Here is a 21,898-nt window from a genome sequence, read left to right on the forward strand (position 1 = left end):
GTGAAATTATTTTCCATGCGATTCGGTGCTGCCGAGTGACAGGTTCACGATACGTTGCTTGCCGGTTGCGCTTCAATGTTCGTGACGCGTTGGCTTGCACGTACGAATCTGCGGAGTACATATGAGGCACCTATCAGGGCAATCACTAACAGGCATTGCAGAAGACTGATCTGCATCGTGGGGTCAAAAGCCATACTTGTCAGTACGGCAATAATCGAGGCGACAACCAAGAGTGGAAGCCAAGGGTGACCCCACATTGCAAATTTCAAGGTGCCCTCACTGATCCATTTCTTTCGAAGCTTCAATTGCGACAGGCAGATCATCAGGTAAACAAACAGGAAGACTGTACCTGATGAGTTGATGAGAAACTGGAAAACGGTATCTGGCCAGAATGCGGCAATGACTACACATCCGTAGCCTACGAGGGTAGAGGCGATAACAGCGCGGGCAGGAACCCCTTTGCTGTTTGCCTTGGCAATCCATTCGGGGGCTTCATCGTTTGAGCTCAACACGAAAAGCAGACGTGAGGATGTGTAAAGTCCCGCATTCAATACGGACAATACGGCAACTAGAATCACTATCGTCAGGATTGTACCGGCGCCTGGAATTCCGATTTTATCCATTGTGGTCACAAACGGCGATATACCCGGAATTATTTCTGTCCATGGCTGCGCGACTACAATCAGGAAGGTAGCCAGAACAAAGAACACCAGGATGCGAAGCATGACGGTATTGACCGCCTTGCGTATGTTGTTGGATGGGTCCTCAGATTCTGCTGCAGCAATGGTGGCTACTTCTACGCCAGTCATGGAGAAGATGACTACGACCACTCCAGTGAATAATGAGGTCACACCGAAAGGGAGGAAGCCGCCATGCTGAGTAAGATTACTGAGGCTCGCAGTTGATCCTGGCCATAGCTTCAAGACAAAAGCCCCCGTCACAGCAAGGAAGAGAATGATGGCGGTAATCTTGATGCCCGCAAACCAATATTCGGCTTCTCCAAAGGAATGAACAGACATCAGGTTCAGTAGCGTCATCGTCCCCATTAACCCAAGAGCGATGAGCCACACCGGAAAATCAGGCAGCCAGACGTTGATGATTTGCCCACCAACTACGGCTTCAAAGCCAACCACAATCACCCAGAAATACCAGTACAACCAGCCAGTCATATATCCAGCAGGGCGCCCAAATGCCATGGAAGCGTAGTCTACGAATGAGCCTTTGCTAGGGTGCGCAGAAGCCATCTCGCCGAGCATGCGCATCACCAATGCCACGATGAGACCTGTGATGGCATAGGTAATGAAAGCACCGGGTCCAGTGGTGGCAATAACGGCACTGGAACCTACGAATAAACCAGCACCTATCACTCCACCTAGAGCCAGCATGGTTATATGTCGTGTCTTGAGTCCACGCTTCAATCGTGGGTCATATTCCGTCTGAATAGGCATTGCCTGTCTCCTTTTCGTTTGTATGCAGCTTTGCTGTCGACGGAAGGCTACACGCACCCATGCGGGCTTGAACATCATCAAATTCCAAGCTCAAGATGCGCCGATCATACAAATGTATGAAGAGCAATGATCATTCAATGAAGCAGGGTGGTGAAGTTAATTCAGCTTCATACCCGCTAGCCATCAACAGCTGCCAACCCAGGCAGCGTGTTCTGATGCCTTCTGATCAGGGGTTGCAGTTTGGCCGCGATGATTGCTTGCCTATCTGCTGGACATGCAAGCCGGGGGCTAGCTTGAGGACTACTCGATCAGGTGTCGGGTAGCCATTATCAGATAGCCATAAGGCCACAGGCAGGGCGCAGAGTGCTGGCGTTGCAAACTCGAAGGCGTGCCTGGATCTGACAGGTCAGGGAATGGACAGATATGAGAGTTCTGGGCGGCATTCCGCTGGGCGGCATTCCGCTGGGCGGCATTCCGTTGGGCGGCACCCCGCATGTGGTGTTTCAGCGGGGGCGGCCTTTCGTCCAATAGTCGCTACCGTCACCGCGTGACGCAGTTACGTGGTAGCAAGGTCATAATCTTCGACTGAGGGGATATCAGGGAGCGAATTCGGAGCTCAGTATATTGGCTACCAGCTCCTTGCGCTGCTCCAGCGTGAAGACTGACTTCCAGGCTGGCATTTTGCGAAATCCGTTGGTGACACGATCAAAGACAAAATCAGGGGTGTAGGCGGAAGGTCGCAGCTTGGGCGCCTTGCCGGGGTAGGCTGAATTGCCATGACAGTGACGGCACTGAGTGGCCCAAAGCTCACCACCATTTTCTATGGCGGTGCTTGATGCAAGAAATTCGTCGGTGAATTCGGGCACAGGTTCCTCTTCCAGTGTCGAACTGATGACTGGCAAGGCTGTGCCAGCAGCAACTTCGGGGTCAACAGCTGCCAGCGAATCTGCTTCATAGGCCGGCGAAAACTGAATGAGATAGGCCAGAACGTTCTTTATTTTCTTTTCTGTTCTGAGCCCTTCAAAGCCCATGATCGTGTCCGGTACGTAGCGTTGCGGTCCTGCGATGAACTGGAACAGGGTCTTCTCATTCCAGATCAGAGACTCATCGGCTCCCTTGGCCCGCATTGCATCCGAGTAGTTGGCGTCTTCGACGCTGCCGGCGGTTCGTCCGAATAGATGGTTGAGATTTGGGCCAACCGTATTGGGTGCATCCGCGCCTACTTGATGGCAAGCGGCGCATTGCTGAAAGATTTCCTCACCCTTGATCGGGTTACCGGCACTGGCCGCAAATAGCTCGAAACTCAGGCAGAGGAGTGCGGGAGCGAGTAGCAGGATTTTCATGGCAGCAATATTCAAAGGAGCAGTGGAGGTGGCTGTCGCCAATAGGTGCGTCATGTGGCGTGATGCAGAAAAGCCACCTGCCTGAGCAGGTGGCCTCTTCCGGATGCCGGCAGAATGCCGGCAGGTTTTGCAATCTACCTATTCGGCAGGTACGACTTTGTAGATGGTATCCAGTGAACCGACCGGGCCGGTGGTAATGGATGTCAATGCATAGACATCGCCCGCCGAGTCCTGCCCGAATGCCAGTACATAGGGGCGTTCGCCTTCCATGTTGACCACTTCGGTTTCACTCATTTCCCACTGGTCGTTATCACCGGGTGATCCGACAAAAATCTGTCCTTTCATCTCGGCGAAGGACTTGCTCCAGTCACCGAAGATGTACTTGCCCTGCCAGGCTTCGTTCGAGCCACGGTATACATAGCCGCCAGTAACGGATATGCCCAGGCAGCCATCGGGTTGTGCTGTGCAGTTGTTGTATTCCATGACCGGATCAATCAGTCCTTCGGTCTCACAGGCCGCCGGATGATCGTCTGGGCGGGCATAGTCGAAGCAATGGGCCGCCTCGCGAATGCGCCAGCCATAGTTTCCACCTTTTTCAATGATGTTGACTTCTTCGAAACTGTTTTGCTGCACATCGGCGCACATCAACTTGCCGTCACCCGTGTCAAACGAACAACGCCAGGGGTTTCTCAGGCCGTAGGCCCAGATTTCCGGACGCGCCTCTTCGTTGTCAAGGAAAGGGTTGTCGCCAGGAATACCGTAGTTGTTGCCGTTTTCCGACTTGTCCACATCGATGCGCAGAATCTTGCCATTGAGTGAGGTCAGATCCTGGCCGTTGCCTTCGGTAACGTTGTGTCCGATACCCCAGTCATTGGCGTAACCGCCGTCACCAGTGGATATGTACAACATCTTGTCCGGGCCAAAACCGATCCAGTGGCCGTTATGGTTGAACTGCGGCCAGTCGATGGAGCTGATGATGCGCATGGAAGAGGGATTTGCAATATTCGGATCCGCTTCGGAGACCGTGTACTCGGCAACCGTGTTGGTGTGATCCCACCAGAACTGCTTGCCCAGGTCTGAGCCGAAATTTATATCGCCGCTGTAGGCAACATAAAAACGACCGTTTTCCTGAAAGTCGGGGTGAAAGGCCAGGCCCAGCAAGCCGCGCTCATCGAAGTCCAGGAACTGCTGAACGATGAGGTTGCGTATATCCAGAAACGGTGTTGCCTGCAGTTCGCCATCAGCGCTTATGAGTCGAACCCGACCCCATTGCTCGAGAACAAATTTACGATCATCACCGTCTGGTTGAACCATGGCAACGGGAGAGTTGAGGCCGGATACATAGGGTTCCAGTTTGATTTTGACCGGCTCCGCGCTGTGCGCCGCCGAGGCCAGTGCCAACCCGCAGCTCATCAAAAGAGCGGATGCAATTCTCTTTCCTGACATTCTTCTATTTCTCCTTGAACTTCAAGTTGACAGACTCCATCACTGCATCAGAGCAGGCTGATGTGGGTGAGGGGGCTTCGCAGAACACGGTCAAGCTATTTTCACTGGACGGACAAATGGGTTGTTGTTTTTCGCAATCAGGAATTTACATTCCTTCACGTCATTTCACTTGTGCCATTTCAGAGTGTCTGAAAACTAACATAATGTCGACAGGCAGGGCTAGGGATATATTTCGTGTAGGTGTTAGCGCTCTGATTCAATGTGGGTCAAATTTGTCCGGACGATAGGACGAACCGTTGTAGCCATGCAGGCTCGCAGTCATTGAACAAGGACGATGCTGTCTTTTGCCTCTTTATGGTCATGGGTCAAAAGTAGAACATCATCTGAACGGGGCTCGTGCGACAGGAATGAAGCGCCATGCTTTGGCACTTTGCCGACGCTTCGGCAGACCGATCGGTTCAGAATTCGCCCGTTCACGATTGATCGGGCTTTGCTGTAATACAAGGGTGGTTAGATGTAAAGCACACATTGAAGCACATAAAACTATTTTGGCTGTTAGGTTCGCGTGATCTTAATCATTCCCATGATAGTTACGCATGACATCACAGATCTTTGGATTTACTCTGCGATACGCACATAAAGCTCAATTTGATTTCCATCAGGGTCGTTGAAATACAATGACTGAACTTCCCGGTGCGCATAGGGTTTAACGTCAATACCCGACGACTCTATCTTGCTATTGATTCTTAGCTTTGAATTATGTATGAGCTATCGACTTTTGGCCCATAGTTGATCCTTAACACTAATCAATAACCACAACCCCCTTCGGACTCTGCAATTCAAACGCCAAACCAATATCACCTTCCACGGCTTGCGCCAGGTGCGATATCTGTAGCGTCTCGAGCATCTTGTTGATCTTCTGAAAATCTGGGTGGCTAAGCCGGATGCCTTGCAGCTGAACGCCCAGATCAGCTTGTGCTGTGCTTGGATGAGGGCCTGGTGACCATTCAATGAAGGCGGGTAGCAGTCCGTGCTCGGGTAAATGACCATCGGCAGGTACTGTCAGTCGCCAGGAGCGTTCGCCGCGTGTGAAGGTGATGATTTCGCCTAGATCCACCGGTGACGAGGCTACAACCTCGTCCAGATTATCGGTGTTGACCACCCAACATAATGCTCGAGGACGTTCAGCCAGGCGCTGTGTGGTGCTGGGATCATCCAGCGAAAACCAGCGTGGCCGCGCAGGGGTTGGAGCAGCAGGGTCAATGGCAATCAGTTCGAAGAAGCTTTCTTTGCCTGACTGCATGACGCAGTTGTGGGTACTCATAAGGTCGTGCTTGCCGCCCGGGCTGAGTGTGACACCCAATGCCTCGGCCATGGCTGGCATGCCGTTTTCCAGTAGATCGGTACCCACGGCGAAATGATCAATCTTGTTCAACATGTGTTTGCTCCTGTTGGCTTGTTCAGTTGCTACTGTTCAAAAGGGGTAGAGCTTCGAGCAGATCAGCTTTCAAGCTGTCTGTATCTTCAAAGCCGATATTGAAACGGACCAGTTTGCCGGGCTCATCCCAGCTTTTTGCCGTTCGTACGGGTGTCACCGGCAGGACCAGACTTTCATATCCACCCCAGCTGACACCAATACCAAAATGCTCGAGTGCGTTAACAAATTCGCGCAGTTGTTCATTATCGCAGGGATGGAAAATGACGCCAAACAGTCCGGCAGAACCCGTACAGTCCCGCTTCCAGAATTCATGGCCAGGGCAATCTGGCAGGGCCGGGTGCAGCAATCGTTTCACTTGCGGCTGTTCTGCCAACCACTGTGCCATTTCAAGTCCGGAGGCTTGCGCTGCCTGTATACGCATTTTCAAGGTACGCAGACCCCGCAACGCCAGATAGACCTCCTGAGCCCCGGTCTTGTCACCGATGGCCATGACGTAGCGTCGCAGCCGCTCGTGCATGTTGGCATCGCCTGAAGCGATAACACCCATCATGCAGTCAGAGTGGCCACTGATGTATTTTGAAGCCGAATAGACCAGCACATCAACACCCAGATCCAGCGGTTGGCAAAACACCGGTGTCGCCCAGGTGCCATCCAGCACGCTCCACACACCTGCATGGCGGGCGACTTCTGTGATGCCAGTGATATCCGGGAATTCGAAAGTGCCGGATCCTGGTGCCTCGAACATGATGAGTATTGTCTCAGGGCGAAACAGGCTCTCGATCGCGGTACCGATCATCGGATCGAAGTATTCGACGGTCACGTTCATTCTGCTCAGGACCGTGTCGCAGAAGGCGCGCGTATTGCCATAGACATGATCGGCAACCAGTACGTGATCGCCGGGTTTGAGTAGTGCCAATAAGGTGAGACTGATGGCCGCGACACCCGATGAGGTCAGCGTGACACCGGCAGCATGTTCAAGGGTGGCAAGCATTAGCTCAAGCTCGAAGCTTGCCGTGTTTCCATAGCGGCCATAATACTGAACGCCTGTCTGGTAGCGATGATCACGAGCCTGTTCAAAGGCCTCGATCGAGTCAAACACGACGGTTGAACCCAGTTCGATAGGCAAGTTGACTTGCCGGGTTTGCAAGGGCTGAGGCCGACCGGCCTGCACCAGTGTGTTATCAATGGATGTAGTGTGTTTTGACACGATTAATAGTGATCGTCTGGAGACAACTTCAGAGTGACATTGATTATACTATGTGTCAATATATGAAATGCACGTTCCATATAGCGATACGGTGACAGTCATGAAAAAAATAGCAGGAAGGTTGACCGCCAGTCATTGGGGTGTGGGTGTTGTCAATGTCGAGAAGGGGCGCATAATCTCTGTGGATTCTCATCCGCAAGATCCCAAGGGCTCTGCCATCAACGGCAATATAGCGGGCAGTCTGCATGGCCGTGCACGCGTATTGCGCCCAGCTGTGCGCCAGGGATGGTTGGAGAACGGGCCGGGTCATCGCGGCGTGGAGCGCGGCAAGGATCGTTTTATTGAAGTTGATTGGGATCAGGCACTGGATCTGGTCGCGAATGAATTGAAGCGGGTACGAGTTGATCATGGCAATGAAGCGATATTCGCCGGCTCCTACGGTTGGTCCAGTGCCGGGCGGTTTCACCACGCCCAAAGCCAGCTCAAGCGTTTCCTGAATACTCAAGGCGGCTTTGTTCGCTCGGAAGGTAACTACAGTTACAATGCAGCTCTGGTGCTGATGCCCCATATTGTCGGCCACTATCGCCAGCATGTAGTACAGGCAACACGTTGGTCCGTGGTAGCCAGGCACACCAAGCTGGTTGTCTTGTTCGGTGGTGTGGCTGAGCGCAATACGCAAGTGAGTGATGGTGGCGTCTCCCGGCACAAGACGGCTGACAATCTGAACGCTTGCGCCAAGGCTGGGGTTCGCTTTGTCAATATCAGTCCCTTGCGCGGTGATTGCATGGAGACATTGGAGGCGCAGTGGCTTCCGCCACGACCCGGCACCGATACCGCTGTCATGCTGGGGCTTGCCCATACGCTGTACACAGAAGACTTGTACGATCGCGCCTTCATCAAATCTCACACCGTCGGCTTTGATAAATTCCTGCGTTACCTGTCGGGCCAGGAAGATGGTGTGGCTAAAACCGCTGAGTGGGCGGCGCAAATCAGTGGTCTGGAGGCAGACACTATCCGTGAGCTGGCCCGTGAAATGGCCAGTAAACGCACCATGCTCAGTACGGCTGCCGGTGTGCAGCGTACCGATTATGGCGAGCAGGTGTTGTGGATGACGGTGACACTGGCATCCATGCTGGGGCAGATCGGCCTGCCCGGCGGCGGCTACACCATCGGTTATGGCGTCAACGCCAATATCGGTAATACCGAGCGCCTGTTTCGCTGGGCAACGTTGCCGCAAGGCAAGAACCCGGTCGAGAACTTCATCCCGGTGGCCATGATCAGTGAGATGCTGCTCAAGCCAGGCACCCAGTATCCCTATAACGGTCAGCAACGGACATTTCCGGACATCAAGATGGTCTGGTGGGCGGGCGGCAATCCTTTTCACCATCACCAGGATTTGAATCGACTGCATCAGGCGTTTCAGCGTCCGGATACCATCATTGTCAACGAGTTCAACTGGGCCTCGACGGCGCGGCATGCCGATATCGTCTTGCCGGTGGCAGCCCCCCAGGAGCGTTGTGATTTTGGAGCAGGCAAGTCCGATGATGGCTTGGTACCCATGCCCGCCCATGTGCAACCGGCGGGTCAGGCCCGCACCGAATACGATATCTATTGTGATTTGTCCGAACGCCTGGGGAGTCTGGCTGAATTTTCTGAAGGTCGCGATGGGGATCAGTGGCTTCGAGTGCTCTGGGAGCAAACGCAACAAGCCGCTGAGCAGGCGCAGGTCGAGCTACCTGATTGGGATACCTTTATAGCTGGCGATATGCTGCAAATACCGGATCCATCACCCGATCAGGTGTTTCTGGCGGACTACCGCGCCGATCCGGATGCCCATCCGCTGCCGACCCCCAGTGGCAAGATCGAACTGTATTCGGAAGCTATTGCAGGCTTTGGTCTTGATGATTGTCCGGGTCATGCCACTTGGTTCGAAGTTCGGGATCAGCAGCGTCCGGGGCATGAGCGCTACCCCTTGTTCATGTTGTCCGGTCAGCCGAAAACACGTTTGCACAGCCAGCTGGACAATGGTGATTACAGTAAACAGTACAAGATAAAAGACCGAGAACCGGTGCTGGTGCATCCGCAGGATGCCGCACCGCGCAACTTGCAGGACGGTGATGTGGTTGAACTGTATAACGAGCGTGGGCGATGCCTGGCGGGAGTCAGAATTACCGACGACATTCGTCAGGGCTGTATCTTCTTGTGGACCGGTGCCTGGCATGATCCTGACTACAGCACAGCGTCTCACCGTGATCGACATGGCAATCCGAATGTCCTGACTCACGATGAGCGGACATCCTCACTGGCACAGGGCCCGGCAGCGCATTCCACCCAAGTGCAGATGCAGCGATTCGACGATCCATTGCCGACGGTCACCGTTCACGAGGCGCCCGAGTTTGCAAGCCTTCCCTGAGCTGTGTGGTCGGGGCCTGATTTCTGTATATTCAACGCTCTTTGCAATAGCGTTCTGAATCGGCATGGCTGACGAGAAAAATGAGACGAAGGTCGATTCCACCTTATCCAAGGGGCTGGCAATACTGGAGACGCTGGCAGCAGCGACTGATGGCAAAGGTGTAACCGAGCTTTCCAGGGAGCTGGGCTACACAAAATCCAATGTCTTCCGGCTGCTGCAGACGCTGAAGCATCTGGGTTATGTCAAGAATCGCGAAGACAAGAGCTATACGGCGACCTTGAAGACCTGGCAGGTGGGTCGTCATACCATCGAAAATCTCAATCTTCGGGATGTGGCCAGTGAGGAGATGCGCTATCTGTCCAGAGAGACCGGGGAGACGATCTATCTGGCCGTGCGTGAAAATCTGTCTGTGGTGTATATCAGCAAGATTGACAGCATCAAGCCGATTCGTTCCTGGAATCCGATAGGCGGCAGTGCACCCGTACATTGTGTGGGTGCCGGCAAGGCCATTCTGGCATCCAACTACACGACGTTGCGAGACGCTGTCAAAGGTAGTCTGACTCGACACACTGATAAGACGCTGACGCGCATCACTGATCTGGACGCCGATATGGCGCTGACTCTGGAGCGTGGTTACTCCTACGATAGTGGCGAGTTCAGGGAAGGCATCATCAGTGTGGGTGCGGCCATCAGTCTGCCCGATCAGGAGACGATAGCCTCAGTGAGCATCTCCTTACCCGAAGTGAACCTGGGTGATATCACTAAGGAGAAGTTGGGCGCTCTGGTTGTTGAGGCTGCAGCCAAGGTGTCAGCCAAGCTGCAGCGTTTCTGAATTCAACCCACTTCCAATAGCCTGGTTCTAGCCGCTATTTGGCCGTGTCTGCGGCTGCATGCTCTACCGGGCCGTTCTGCTTCGCCCAGGTAGAAAAGCCTTCCTTCAGGTGTGCAGCCTTGAAGCCCATATCCTGCAAGGTGGCCACGGTCAGTGCTGAACGCCAGCCTGATGCGCAGTGGAAGACAAACTTCTTGTCTGCTGCAAAGATCTCCTTGAAGTAGGGGCTGTCCGGATCGACCCAGAATTCGATCATGCCACGTGGTGCGTGGAAACTACCCGGAATGAAGCCACTGCGTTGACGTTCACGCACGTCGCGAATATCCACGATAACCACGTCGGGGTCTCCGACCATGGCAATCAGATCAACGGTTTCAATCTCTTCTATGCGTTCTCTGGCAGCTGCAACCATCTGCGCCGATGAGGTTGTCAATGAAGTCATGATAAATATCCTGTATTGATATATGGAACAGTGATTCTATATGTTGACACGATGCAAGTTAGAGTGCAACATGCCCACATCGATACTACAGGACTGCCAACGGCGACTGACCATGACATCAAAACCTGTTTCTCTGTGGGATCATTCGGCTGAAGAGCCTGAAGTTTCGCAGCCATTCAAGCCCGATTCGAAGGTCGATGTCGCCATTGTGGGTGGTGGATTCACAGGCCTGTCGACAGCCTTGCATTGCGCCGAGAAAGGACTCTCCGTCCAGCTGTTTGAGGCCGAGCAGATTGGTTATGGCGGTTCTGGACGAAACTGTGGATTGGTGAACGCAGCCTTGTGGCTGCCACCTGCGCAGGTTCGCGAAAAACTGGGTGAAACCTACGGGCCACGATTTATCAAGCAGTTTGGCAAGGGGCCAGAGTACGTCTTCTCCTTAATCGAAAAGCACCAGATGCGTTGTGAGGTAACTCGCACCGGCACCATCCATGCGGCACACTCACCCGGTGGCCTGCGTGATCTGCAAGGCCGGATGGATGAATGGCAGCGATTGGGCGAGCCTGTTGAGTTGCTCGATCGTGCCGCGGTGTCAGAGATGATCGGTACAGAGCGCTTCTATGGTGGTTTGCTGGATCACCGGGCCGGTACGATCAACCCGATGGGCTATTGCCGGGGGCTGGCGCGTGCCGCTGATCAGGCGGGGGCCACGATATCCACGGGCATACGGGTGACCCGCTTGCAAAAAGAGGGTACAGGCTGGGTGGTTGAGACCGACCAGGGCGTTGTGCATGCCAAAGCCGTCATATTGGGCACCAATGCCTATACCGACGAGCTGTGGCCAGATCTGAAGCGCATCTTCACCATGATCAATTACTTCCAGCTGGCAACCCGTCCTCTGGATGGCAAGGCTGCTTCCATTTTGCCTGGTAAGCAAGGTCTCTGGGACACAGCTCCCATCATGTTCAACATTCGTAGAGATGCCTTCGATCGGCTGTTGATTGGCAGCATGGGCAAGGTGATGGGAACCGTTGATAGCGGCTTGTCACAGCGCTGGGCCAGTCACCAGATTCGCAAGATCTTTCCTCAGCTGGGACCGGTTGAATTCGAAACGGCCTGGCACGGACAGATTGCCATGACGCCGGATCACTTGCCGCGCATTCATGAGCTGGGCACCAACGCCTATACGGCGATTGGCTACAACGGTCGAGGGATCACCACGGGCACCCTGTTTGGCAAAGCCATGGCGGATCTGTTGACGGGGATGGACAAGGCTGATCTGCCTCTGCCCATTACCTCGCTGTCCACGGTACCCAGTGCGCCGTTCTACTCCCGTCTCTATCAGACGGCTTTCACGGCCAATCAGGTGGCCAGGAGCATTGTTTAGTGTGCAAGGAGAATCGCTTATGAACAAGTCGATACGAGTTGGTGCCGATGTGGGTGGAACCTTCACCGATGTTGCCCTTCAATTCGTTGATAGCCAGGGCAAGCTGGAATTATCAACCACCAAGGTGCTGACCAATTACAGCCATCCGGAACTGGCAATCGTTGAGGGTGTCGTGCAAGCGGCTGAACAGGCAGGTGTCGCTCTGGAGAATATCGGGCAGCTTATTCACGGCACCACGCTGGTCACCAATTCCCTGATTGAGCGTCGTGGTGCGAATCTGGCCTTTATCACTACGGAAGGTTTTCGCGATGTGATCGAGATGCGTGCTGAAAATCGTTTCGAACAATACGATCTGAACCTGAAGCTGCCCATTCCTCTGGTCGCACGCCAGCATCGTTTCACCATCAACGAACGTCTGGCCGCCGATGGCAGCGTTTTGCTGGCACCCAGTGCCGAGCAGATTGAAAAAGTGGCCAGACAGGTGGTTGATGCTGGCTATGAAGCGGTTGCCATCGGTTTCATGCACTCCTATGCGAATGATGCTCATGAGCGGCAGATGGCCGATGCCATCAAAGCCTTGAAGCCTGAGTTACTGGTGTCTTTGTCGTCGGTAGTCTCACCACAAATGCGAGAGCTGCCGCGCTTCAATACGGTCATTGCCAATGCCTATGTCCAGCCACAGGTGGCTGACTATCTGGGTCGACTGGTGCTGCGTTTACAGGAGCGCGGTGTGGATGCACCGGTGTTCATGCTGCATTCCGGCGGTGGTTTGATCACGGTACAGACGGCCACCGAGCAGCCGGTACGCTTGCTTGAGTCCGGACCTGCCGGTGGTGCCATCTACGCAGCTGACTTTGCCAGGGCTTATTCTCTGGATAGCGTCTTGTCCTTCGATATGGGGGGCACGACCGCGAAAATCTGTCTGATCGAAAACGGTTATCCCAAAACCGCCAATTCCTTTGAAGTGGCTCGTACCTACCGGTTCAAGAAGGGCTCTGGCATGACGCTGAGCACACCGGTGGTGGAGATGGTAGAGATTGGTGCCGGTGGTGGCTCTATTGCCGCTATCGATAGCATGGGGCGTATCCAGGTGGGGCCTCGCTCGGCAGCTTCCGAGCCTGGACCTGCTTGTTATCAGCGTGGTGGTCTTGAGCCGACTGTCACCGACGCCAATCTGCTGCTTGGTCGACTTGATGGTGACAACTTTGCAGGCGGTGCCCTGGTCTTGTCGGCATCGGCATCAGAAGCGGTTGTGCAGGACAAGCTTTGTGCGGCATCGGGCTTCAGTGTCGAGGATGCCACCTTTGGTATCACCGAGATGGTCGATGAGAACATGGCCAACGCTGCCCGTGTTCACACTGTTGAAAACGGACGTGACATCGAGAATTTCACCATGATCGCCTTTGGTGGCGGTGCGCCTTTGCATGCTTGTCGTTTATGCGAAAAGCTGAATATCGACACGCTGTTGATTCCACCCGGAGCAGGCGTTGGCTCTGCCATCGGTTTTCTCAAGGCACCCTTCAGCTACGAGGCGAGCCGGGGTTTGTTCCAGCGACTGGCCCATTTTGATGCCAAGGTTGTTCGAGCAACGCTTGAGAATCTGGAAGAGGAGGCCCTGTCGTTTGTGAATCAGGGTGCTGCGGGTGAGAAAACAGTGCGAAGCCTGACCGCCTTCATGCGCTATTCAGGGCAGGGCTGGGAAATACCGGTGCCACTGGATGAAAGCGATGAGGCATCGTTGAATGTTGAGCATATCGAGAAAGCCTTCGAGCAGGCGTATCGCACTTTGTTTGGCAGAACCATCGACGGTCTGGGTATTGAAATTACCAACTGGTCGTTGAGCATCAGCACCGAACTACCGGCTGTGACGCCGGTGGAGCGCAATACGACGGGCAGCAATGTGAACTCCAGCGGTACGCGTGAGTTCTTCGATGCCGCCCAGCGTTGTCGCGTCTGGGCGCAAGAAGTCACACGTGAGCAAATGCGTGCGGGTATCAAGGTGGAAGGGCCGGCGGTGATCGTCGAGCGCGAAACCAGCACCATTGTCACCTCTGCTTATAACGCCATCGGCCAGGCCGACGGAAGTCTGTTGATACAGCGAAAGGGAGCCAGCGCATGAATCGTCAGAGTATCGATTTCCAGATCATGTGGAACCGTCTGATTGCCGTTGTCGAGGAACAGGCAACGACGCTTATCCGAACTGCATTCTCCACCTCGGTGCGTGAGGCGGGTGATCTTTCCGCAGGACTGTTCGATCGTCGCGGTCGCATGATGGCCCAGGCGGTGACCGGCACGCCGGGCCATGTCAATGCGATGGCCGAGAGTGTCACTCATTTTGTACGCGAGATTGGCGAGGGCAATATTCGCGAAGGTGATGTATTCGTGACCAATGACCCCTGGTTCGGGACCGGGCATTTACATGACATCACCATGGTGTCACCGGTTTTTCGAGCCTCGCAGCATATCGGCTTCTTTGCATGTACCGCGCATGTGGTCGACATTGGCGGGCGCGGTTTCGGGCCCGATGGCAATGATATTTTCGAAGAAGGTCTGCAGATTCCGATCATGAGATTTGCCAATCAGGGAGTCATCTCAGATGATCTGATAAGACTGGTGCGAGCCAATGTGCGTGTGCCTGACCAGGTGGTGGGGGATTTGTATTCTCTGGCTGCGTGTAACGAGGCCGGGGATCGTCGCTTGCAAGCCATGCTGGATGAGTTTTCTCTGGGCGAGCTGCAAGGTCTGGCTGATTTCATCATTGAAAGTAGTCGTCAGGCTACGTTGAAGGCTATTGCTGCAGTGCCCGACGGGATCTTTCGTAACTCCATGCAGGTGGATGGTTACGACGAGCCGGTCATGATGGTTGTCAGCCTGAACATTGATGGCGAATCGCTGATAGCCGACTTTGCAGGCACCTCTGGCATGAGTGCGTTTGGTGTCAACGTGCCCGAGGTCTACACGCGCGCCTATGCCTGTTATGGACTCAAGTGTGCGATTGCACCTGAGGTGCCGAACAATACCGGTTCGCTGGAACCGTTTGTGATTACAGCCCCTGAGGGGTGCATCCTAGCGGCGGCTCGACCAGCGCCGGTCTCTGTCAGACACGTCCTGGGGCATCTGGTACCCGATGTGGTGCTGGGTGCACTGCATCAGGCCATGCCCGATACGGTGCCTGCCGAAGGCGCAAGTGCTTTGTGGAATATTCAGATTTCCGTACGACCCAATACGCCTGAGTCCACTGTGGGTAATTCAGAAGTTCTGATGTTCAATTCCGGCGGCACCGGTGCCAGGCCGCAACTGGATGGCTTGTCAGCTACCGCCTTTCCATCGGGTGTATCCACCATGAGTGTCGAGGCAACTGAACACGTCGGCCCTATCGTTGTCTGGCGTAAAGACTTGCGCGCAGATTCTGCAGGCTCGGGACGCTTTCGAGGTGGCTTCGGTCAGACCATTGAAATCGAACCTCGAGAAGGCTTCGATTTTTCCTTCAATGCCATGTTTGATCGTGTAAAGAATCCGGCACGTGGTCGCGACGGCGGGCACAGCGGCGCCACCGGTGTGGTCGAGCTGGCAGATGGCGCGGTGCTGAAAAGCAAAGGCAAGCAGCTAATCAAGAATGGTCAGCGACTCAAGCTGAGTTTGCCGGGCGGCGGCGGGTATGGCGATCCGAAAAATCGTGATCCGGAACTGATCAAGGCTGATATGGACGCCGGCTTGATCTCCATTGACAAGGCCCGCGATGATTACGGATTCAGTGGCTGAAGCCATTGCACTCACACTCAGGCAACGACATTACAGTCATCAACTACACCTGTTGAGCAAGAAATGACAAGCAACTACAAGGCAGTCTACGAGCAGTGGCAGCAAGATCCTTCGGCATTCTGGGAAAAGGCTGCTGAGAATATTGACTGGATACGTCCGGCAACACAGGTATTCAATGCTGAGTCGGGAGCCTATGGTCGCTGGTTCGACGGAGCTCTATGCAATACCTGTGCAAACTGTGTCGATCGGCATGTCGAGGCCGGCAACGGTGAGCGACTGGCATTGATATACGACAGTCCGGTTACCGGACAGGTCAGGAAATACACCTATCAGCAATTGCTGGTGGAAGTCGGTGCACTGGCCTCGGTCATGCTCGATGCGGGCGTCAGCAGAGGTGATCGGGTCATTATCTACATGCCCATGGTGGCCGAAGCCATCATCGCCATGCTCGCTTGCGCCCGTATCGGAGCCGTACATTCGGTTGTGTTTGGCGGATTTGCAGCGCCGGAGCTGGCAACTCGCATCGAGGATGCCACTGCCAAGTATGTGATTTCTGCCTCTTGCGGTATTGAGCCGGGACGTCTGGTGGCCTACAAACCACTGCTTGATGAGGCGATCAAATTATCGTCACACAAGCCCGATGGCTGCCTGATATTGCAACGCGAGCAGCTGTCTTGTGAGTTACTCGCCGGGCGCGATGCTGACTACGCAGAGCTGGTGGGTGCCGCCATGGCTTCAGGACGGGTCAGTGAGTGTGTGCCGGTTGCGGCAACCGATCCTCTTTATATTCTGTACACCTCCGGTACCACAGGGCAACCCAAAGGGGTGGTGCGTGACAATGGCGGGCATATGGTTGCGCTGCGCTGGGCGCTGGAAAATCATTACGGTATGAAGCCTGGTGATGTGTTCTGGGCAGCCTCGGATGTGGGTTGGGTGGTCGGACATTCGTTCATCTGTTACGGCCCGCTACTGAACGGCAACACGACGGTGGTCTACGAAGGCAAACCTGTTGGCACACCCGATGCCGGTGCGTTCTGGCGGGTTATTCAGGATCATAAAGTTGCGGCACTGTTCGCGGCACCGACGGCTTTGCGCTCTATCAAGAAGGTTGATCCGCAAGGCGAATTTATCAAGCAATACGATCTGAGTGCTTTTCGTACGCTTTTTCTGGCGGGTGAGCGTTCAGACGTTGCAACCATTGAATGGGCGCAAGAAAAACTGCAACGCCCGGTGGTGGATCACTGGTGGCAAACAGAAACAGGATGGCCAATGTCGGGTAACCCGGTTGGCCTCGGCTTGCTGCCTGTGAAGCCAGGTTCCCCCGGGGTGCCCATGCCAGGATATGACATCCAGGTGCTCGACGATGAAGGTCATTCCTTGCCTGCGGGTGAGCTGGGTAACATCGTCTGTAAATTGCCGTTGCCACCATCCGGATTCCCGACGCTGTGGAATGCCGAAGAACGGTTTCACGATGCCTACCTGAGTGAGTACCCCGGCTACTATGCAACAGCCGATGCCGGGATGATCGATGAGGAGGGCTATGTCTTCATCATGTCGCGTACTGATGACATCATCAATGTGGCAGGCCACCGACTGTCAACCGGAGCCATGGAAGAGGTCATAGGCGGCCATCCTGATATTGCAGAATCTGCGGTTGTCGGGCTGGCGGATCCCTTGAAAAGACAGTTGCCGGTCGGCTTCTACGTCACCAACGATGGTGTCGATAAAGACCCTGAGCTATTGCAGGCCGAACTGGTGCAGCGAGTACGTGAAGCCATCGGCCCGGTCGCCGCTTTCAAGATTGCCATCGAAGTGCCGCGTTTGCCAAAAACCCGCTCTGGCAAGGTGCTTCGAGGCACGATTCAGAAAATAGGTGACGGCGTCGATTGGAAGTTGCCGGCTGCCATCGATGACCCGGAGAGTCTGGCAGAAATTACAGAAGCTCTGGTACGCAAAGGAATTCTAAAACGAGGGTAGGTCATGACTGAGCAGCCAGCGGTGCAGATGCAGGACGTCAATAAATACTATGACGATTTCCATGCATTGAAGCACATCAATCTTGAAGTCAAGCGCGGTGAAAAGATTGTCGTCTGCGGTCCCTCGGGGTCAGGCAAGTCGACAATGATCCGCACTATCAACCAGCTGGAAGAGCATCAGTCGGGTGAGATAAAGATCAATGGCAATCGTATGAGTGCTGATTTACCCAATATCGAGCTGATGCGCCGAGATGTGGGTATGGTCTTCCAGCACTTCAATCTGTTCCCGCATATGACCATTCTGGAGAACTGCACCCTGGCGCCGATCAAGGCCCGCAAGGTGCACCAGGCGGATGCAGAGGCTCAGGCCATGCAGTATCTGAACAAGGTTCATATAGGTAATCAGGCCAATAAATTCCCCGGGCAACTCTCCGGTGGACAGCAGCAGCGTGTGGCGATTGCACGTGCCTTGTGCATGCGCCCGGAAATCATGCTGTTCGATGAGCCTACATCTGCACTTGACCCCGAGATGATTGGTGAAGTGCTGGATGTCATGATCACCCTGGCGCAAGAGGGCATGACCATGATTTGCGTGACGCATGAAATGGGCTTTGCCAGAAAAGTATCTGACCGTGTCATTTTCATGGATGCCGGGGAGATTGTGGAAGAGAATGAGCCTGAAGCGTTTTTCTCCGATCCGCAGCAGGAAAGAACTCGAAAATTTCTGGATCAGGTGTTGAAGGCCTGAGGCAGGTATCAGGTTGCAGGCGGGTTCATGGTTGTGTTGAAAGCGCGCTCATCATCGTACTGTCGGGTGATATAGAAAGTCATCGCTCGCCCGGCAGTACGATAAAAGCTGTCCGTACGCGACACTATCAACGAATCATGCTAGCTCGAATGCTTTAAATCCGCTGGCCGCCATTCTCTTCGAGACAGAGACGACCAGAATTTCATTAGAAAACTGCATCTTGACGGTATTTTCCCTGACCCCGCTTTGCAGAGGAATAATCCAACGGCAACCGGGCTGAGAGTACTCGCCCAGATAGTAACTCTTGCTCTGCAGCTCCCGTTCTCTGGTTTCGATGATCATTGACTGGTTCTGGAAAGAGACATCAACATCACCCGGTTTGTATCCTGGTAGTTCGGCTTCTACCGTGATGGCATCATCGGTCTCCGTGAAACTCAGGTGTAGAGACTGGCCTTTGTCGAAGGACATACTGGAGGTGGATGTCAGTTGCGAACCTGCACTGTTGTCAAATACCTTGTTGATCTCTGCGCGAAGATGACCCATCAGGTCATCGTCTTGATGAGAACTTTCTGAAATGTTGGAAGTATATTTTCGTATCTGCATGTCATGCTCCAGAGTCAGTTTAACGTTGACTATTTCTAGATCAGTGGACGACCGGCGACAATGCCATTTACTCAGGCAGTGCCCGTGTAGTTCAGAATAAGTCTATCGCCAGTGAAATATAGGGCCTGCATGTTAGATTCTTGTGTTTCAAACCTGTTCAATGCAAGGGTAATAACCTTACAGTTGATAGATGTCCCTTGGCAGATTGTGACGAACTGCAACTCAGCTTGGTCGCCACCGGCCGCGTCACGTGGCGGCTTGCGAGTAAAGTCATGAGTCAAGAGCCTGTCGATGCTGGTGCATTGCCTCAAGTCGCATGGAGGTAAATACGGTTACCGGTCTGTAACACAAGATCTTGCGTTACTCGGCTCCCGGACCTTGTTCTGAATCACAAATAACCTGCGTCGAGTCAATGAAATATTCGGCCAGACGCTATGGTTACAAAGGGCTCACCCTTGTTGCTATCAGGTGTGGTTGCAAGATGCCCTGGCGGTGAGTTTTAGTAATAGTCGTCTATTCACTCAAATACAGCGCTTAATGTTAAAGCACGTACCGATAACTCTAAAGGCCTTGCTGGCTCCACTGTTCTCAAGTTTACTGATTGCATTGGTGGTTTTCGTTTTCTATGCCAGTTACCAGTCGGCGGAAGAGCGAAGGGCTGAGGACAAGCTTGTCCGATCCATCAATGCAGAGTTGCATGAGCTATCAGTGCAGGTTGAAACCACGCAGGCGTTACTGGGTCGGTTCAGTAGCTGGATTCAGACGGGCAATGAAATCGATGAGGCGTTAGGTGGTGTGCCCGGGCTTGTGGCGAACCTTGAGCTTTCCAATCAGATGCTGTCTGCTCTGGAAGCTGGCGTTGATGGTGGTAGCGCAGAGTTGGTTGTCGCCATCCGGACATCGTTTGATGAATACAAGACGGTATTCCTCAGGACTGCTGAGGTCATCGATTCCAATCCTTACATCTCGACCAATTTGCTGATCAGCAGTTATCCTGCCTTTGACGAGATGAAGTTCAGAATTGTTGCGCTTGAAAAATATTTCATCGACTATCTGAAGCGAATGGATGAGGTAGCCACTGCTGCAAAACAAGATTCTCTGAACATCGTCGTAGCGGTGTCCGGGTTCGCCTTTTTGGCATCACTGCTGGCTGGGTGGTTGTTCGGACGCGCCATCGCGGTTCCTGTACGCAAGCTTTCAAGGATCATCGGTTGTCTGGCAAACGGTGAGTATGACGTTCGCGTCACTGGCACCAGGAATCGCGATGAGTTGGGCGTCATGGCTCTGGCTGTCGAACGATTCAAGGAACAGTTACAGGAGAAACGGCGGCTGGAGAAGGCCAGTCAGCTGGGTGTCAATAATGAACGAATCCGGCATGCCTTGAGCAGTGCCAATACCAATCTTATAGTGACGGATGAGGTGGGTGATGCCATTTTCGTCAATCATTCAATGAAGGCTTTGCTGGAAGGTGTTACGAAACATCTACCGCAAATAACGCTGCGTGCAGGCTCACTGGATTATGAGCATTTGAATTTGGGGATGTTGCTGAATGATATGGCGCCCGCAGAGCTGCTCGCTTTACGTCAGATAAAAACGTTTGAGCGCCAGCTGGGGGAATTTCATCTGCAACAGATCATCAGCCCTGTGTTTGACGAAAACAATCAGCATATCGGCCTGGTCTTCGAGTGGGTCGACATGACTCAACGCAAAGCGAAAGAGGCACAGATACAGGAGGCTAATGCTCGTGAGCGCATGCAGGCTGAGCAGCTTCGAGCTGGCGCCGACGATTTGCTGCGCGTGGTGGCTGCGGCCCTTGACGGGGATCTGACCAAAAGAGTGGCGACGGGTGGCAATGATGCCATTGGTCAGATTGGCTCTGCTCTTGATCGTTTTTTCACATCTCTGGCAGGAAATATTCGACAAATATCGGTCAATGCCTATGATTTGAACGAGTTTTCAGGGGATTTCGAAGCTCTGAACCAGAAAATGCATGGGCTCGCCAGAGAGAGTGCTCAGCAGATTGATGATGTGTCGGCTGCCTCAGCCGATATCAGTAATAACGTCAGCACTGTCTCTGTGGCCGTGACCGAGATGAACGTATCCATTCGCGAGATTGCCAGGAATTCGGAGCAGGCTAGCGTGGTGGCAGGAGATGCGGTGGAAATTGCCAAATCAGCGGATAAGCTGATGCGGCGCTTAAGCGAGTCGTCCATCAGTATCGGAGCAATGATCAAGGTGATTACCTCGATTGCCGAACAAACCAATCTGTTGGCGCTCAACGCCACCATTGAGGCCGCCCGTGCAGGTGATGCCGGTAAAGGCTTTGCCGTGGTGGCAAATGAGGTGAAGGAGCTGGCGAAGGAGACCGCCAAGGCAACCGATGAGATCAGAAGCAGGATCAATGCAATTCAGCAGGACAGCGATGGCGCGGTTTCGGCTATCAATGAAATCAGCGAATTTATCGTCAACATCAGCAATCTGCAGGGGCAGATTGCCACCGGCATCCAGGAACAAAAACTGGCAACGGACGGTATCAGTCAATCCGCCGTGGAAACCGATACTCGCACCTCAGGCATCATCGAGAACATTGCCAAGGTCTCCGCCAGCTCAGAGCACACCTTGGCGGAGACCGCCCATGCACAAGAATCTGCTTTGAAACTGAAGAACATGGCTGGCTCCATGCACGCTCTGGTGGCAAAGTTCAATATCGATTAGAGGCCCAGTGCTGCGCGTTTTTGATCGCTGCTAACAGCGAAAAACATTCTCACAAATATACCACCATTGCTTTGGGGTCGGACCACCAGCGGTGCAAACACTCTTGCACTGTCCAACATCTCAACCATTCGAGATAGT

The 21,898-nt window shown here is 53.8% G+C and carries 15 protein-coding genes; 8 read left to right on the top strand and 7 right to left on the bottom strand.

Going from position 1 to position 21,898, the window contains the following annotated elements; translation table 11 throughout:
- Window positions 1–44: 44 nt before the first annotated feature.
- From IMCC3135_RS15165 to metC, 5 genes are all read right to left on the bottom strand, one after another.
- Complete coding sequence (locus IMCC3135_RS15165; RefSeq protein ID WP_088918394.1) at window positions 45–1,448, bottom strand: amino acid permease; 1,404 nt, start codon at window positions 1,446–1,448, stop codon at window positions 45–47.
- A 596-nt stretch (window positions 1,449–2,044) separates the two neighbouring features.
- Window positions 2,045–2,845, bottom strand: coding sequence for a c-type cytochrome (locus IMCC3135_RS15170; RefSeq protein ID WP_088918395.1), 801 nt, complete (start codon window positions 2,843–2,845; stop codon window positions 2,045–2,047).
- Between the two features lie 84 nt (window positions 2,846–2,929).
- Window positions 2,930–4,237 carry a PQQ-dependent sugar dehydrogenase gene (locus IMCC3135_RS15175; protein ID WP_088918396.1) on the bottom strand — a complete coding sequence of 436 codons (1,308 nt, stop codon included), beginning with the start codon at window positions 4,235–4,237 and terminating at the stop codon, window positions 2,930–2,932.
- Between the two features lie 802 nt (window positions 4,238–5,039).
- Window positions 5,040–5,675, bottom strand: a complete 636-nt coding sequence (locus IMCC3135_RS15180; RefSeq protein WP_088918397.1) for a VOC family protein — start codon at window positions 5,673–5,675, stop codon at window positions 5,040–5,042.
- A 22-nt stretch (window positions 5,676–5,697) separates the two neighbouring features.
- A complete protein-coding gene (metC, locus tag IMCC3135_RS15185; protein ID WP_157736005.1) occupies window positions 5,698–6,882 on the bottom strand; it encodes a cystathionine beta-lyase in 1,185 nt (394 codons plus the stop codon).
- Between the two features lie 100 nt (window positions 6,883–6,982).
- Here metC and IMCC3135_RS15190 point away from each other — a divergent pair, with 100 nt between their 5' ends.
- Together IMCC3135_RS15190 and IMCC3135_RS15195 are read left to right on the top strand one after the other, a co-directional pair.
- Window positions 6,983–9,295 carry a molybdopterin-dependent oxidoreductase gene (locus IMCC3135_RS15190; RefSeq protein WP_088918399.1) on the top strand — a complete coding sequence of 771 codons (2,313 nt, stop codon included), beginning with the start codon at window positions 6,983–6,985 and terminating at the stop codon, window positions 9,293–9,295.
- A gap of 64 nt (window positions 9,296–9,359) precedes the next feature.
- Entirely contained in the window at window positions 9,360–10,127 is a 768-nt protein-coding gene (locus tag IMCC3135_RS15195) for an IclR family transcriptional regulator (RefSeq protein WP_088918400.1), read from the top strand.
- 34 nt (window positions 10,128–10,161) lie between these two features.
- Here IMCC3135_RS15195 and IMCC3135_RS15200 read toward each other — a convergent pair whose 3' ends face one another.
- Window positions 10,162–10,569 (bottom strand): rhodanese-like domain-containing protein, encoded by a 408-nt coding sequence (locus IMCC3135_RS15200; protein ID WP_088918401.1) that lies wholly within the window; start codon window positions 10,567–10,569, stop codon window positions 10,162–10,164.
- Between the two features lie 112 nt (window positions 10,570–10,681).
- Between IMCC3135_RS15200 and IMCC3135_RS15205 the strand changes: the two genes are divergently transcribed.
- The 5 genes from IMCC3135_RS15205 to IMCC3135_RS15225 all read left to right on the top strand — a co-directional run bounded on the left by IMCC3135_RS15205 (window position 10,682) and on the right by IMCC3135_RS15225 (window position 18,442).
- Window positions 10,682–11,956 carry an NAD(P)/FAD-dependent oxidoreductase gene (locus IMCC3135_RS15205; protein WP_088921869.1) on the top strand — a complete coding sequence of 425 codons (1,275 nt, stop codon included), beginning with the start codon at window positions 10,682–10,684 and terminating at the stop codon, window positions 11,954–11,956.
- A 19-nt stretch (window positions 11,957–11,975) separates the two neighbouring features.
- On the top strand, window positions 11,976–14,075 hold the full coding sequence (locus IMCC3135_RS15210; protein WP_088918402.1) for a hydantoinase/oxoprolinase family protein: 2,100 nt from the start codon (window positions 11,976–11,978) through the stop codon (window positions 14,073–14,075).
- Complete coding sequence (locus IMCC3135_RS15215; RefSeq protein ID WP_088918403.1) at window positions 14,072–15,718, top strand: hydantoinase B/oxoprolinase family protein; 1,647 nt, start codon at window positions 14,072–14,074, stop codon at window positions 15,716–15,718. Before IMCC3135_RS15210 ends, IMCC3135_RS15215 begins: the two co-directional genes overlap by 4 nt.
- A 63-nt stretch (window positions 15,719–15,781) precedes the next feature.
- Window positions 15,782–17,695, top strand: coding sequence for an AMP-binding protein (locus IMCC3135_RS15220; RefSeq protein WP_088918404.1), 1,914 nt, complete (start codon window positions 15,782–15,784; stop codon window positions 17,693–17,695).
- Window positions 17,696–17,698: 3 nt separating this feature from the next.
- Entirely contained in the window at window positions 17,699–18,442 is a 744-nt protein-coding gene (locus tag IMCC3135_RS15225; RefSeq protein WP_088918405.1) for an amino acid ABC transporter ATP-binding protein, read from the top strand.
- Window positions 18,443–18,577: 135 nt separating this feature from the next.
- Here IMCC3135_RS15225 and IMCC3135_RS15230 read toward each other — a convergent pair whose 3' ends face one another.
- A complete protein-coding gene (locus IMCC3135_RS15230; protein ID WP_088918406.1) occupies window positions 18,578–19,045 on the bottom strand; it encodes an Hsp20/alpha crystallin family protein in 468 nt (155 codons plus the stop codon).
- Window positions 19,046–19,582: 537 nt separating this feature from the next.
- Between IMCC3135_RS15230 and IMCC3135_RS15240 the strand changes: the two genes are divergently transcribed.
- Window positions 19,583–21,760, top strand: a complete 2,178-nt coding sequence (locus tag IMCC3135_RS15240; RefSeq protein ID WP_088918408.1) for a methyl-accepting chemotaxis protein — start codon at window positions 19,583–19,585, stop codon at window positions 21,758–21,760.
- The last annotated feature ends 138 nt before the right edge of the window (window positions 21,761–21,898 follow it).

The organism is Granulosicoccus antarcticus IMCC3135, from assembly GCF_002215215.1.
In the GTDB taxonomy this organism is placed as follows: Bacteria; Pseudomonadota; Gammaproteobacteria; order Granulosicoccales; family Granulosicoccaceae; genus Granulosicoccus; species Granulosicoccus antarcticus.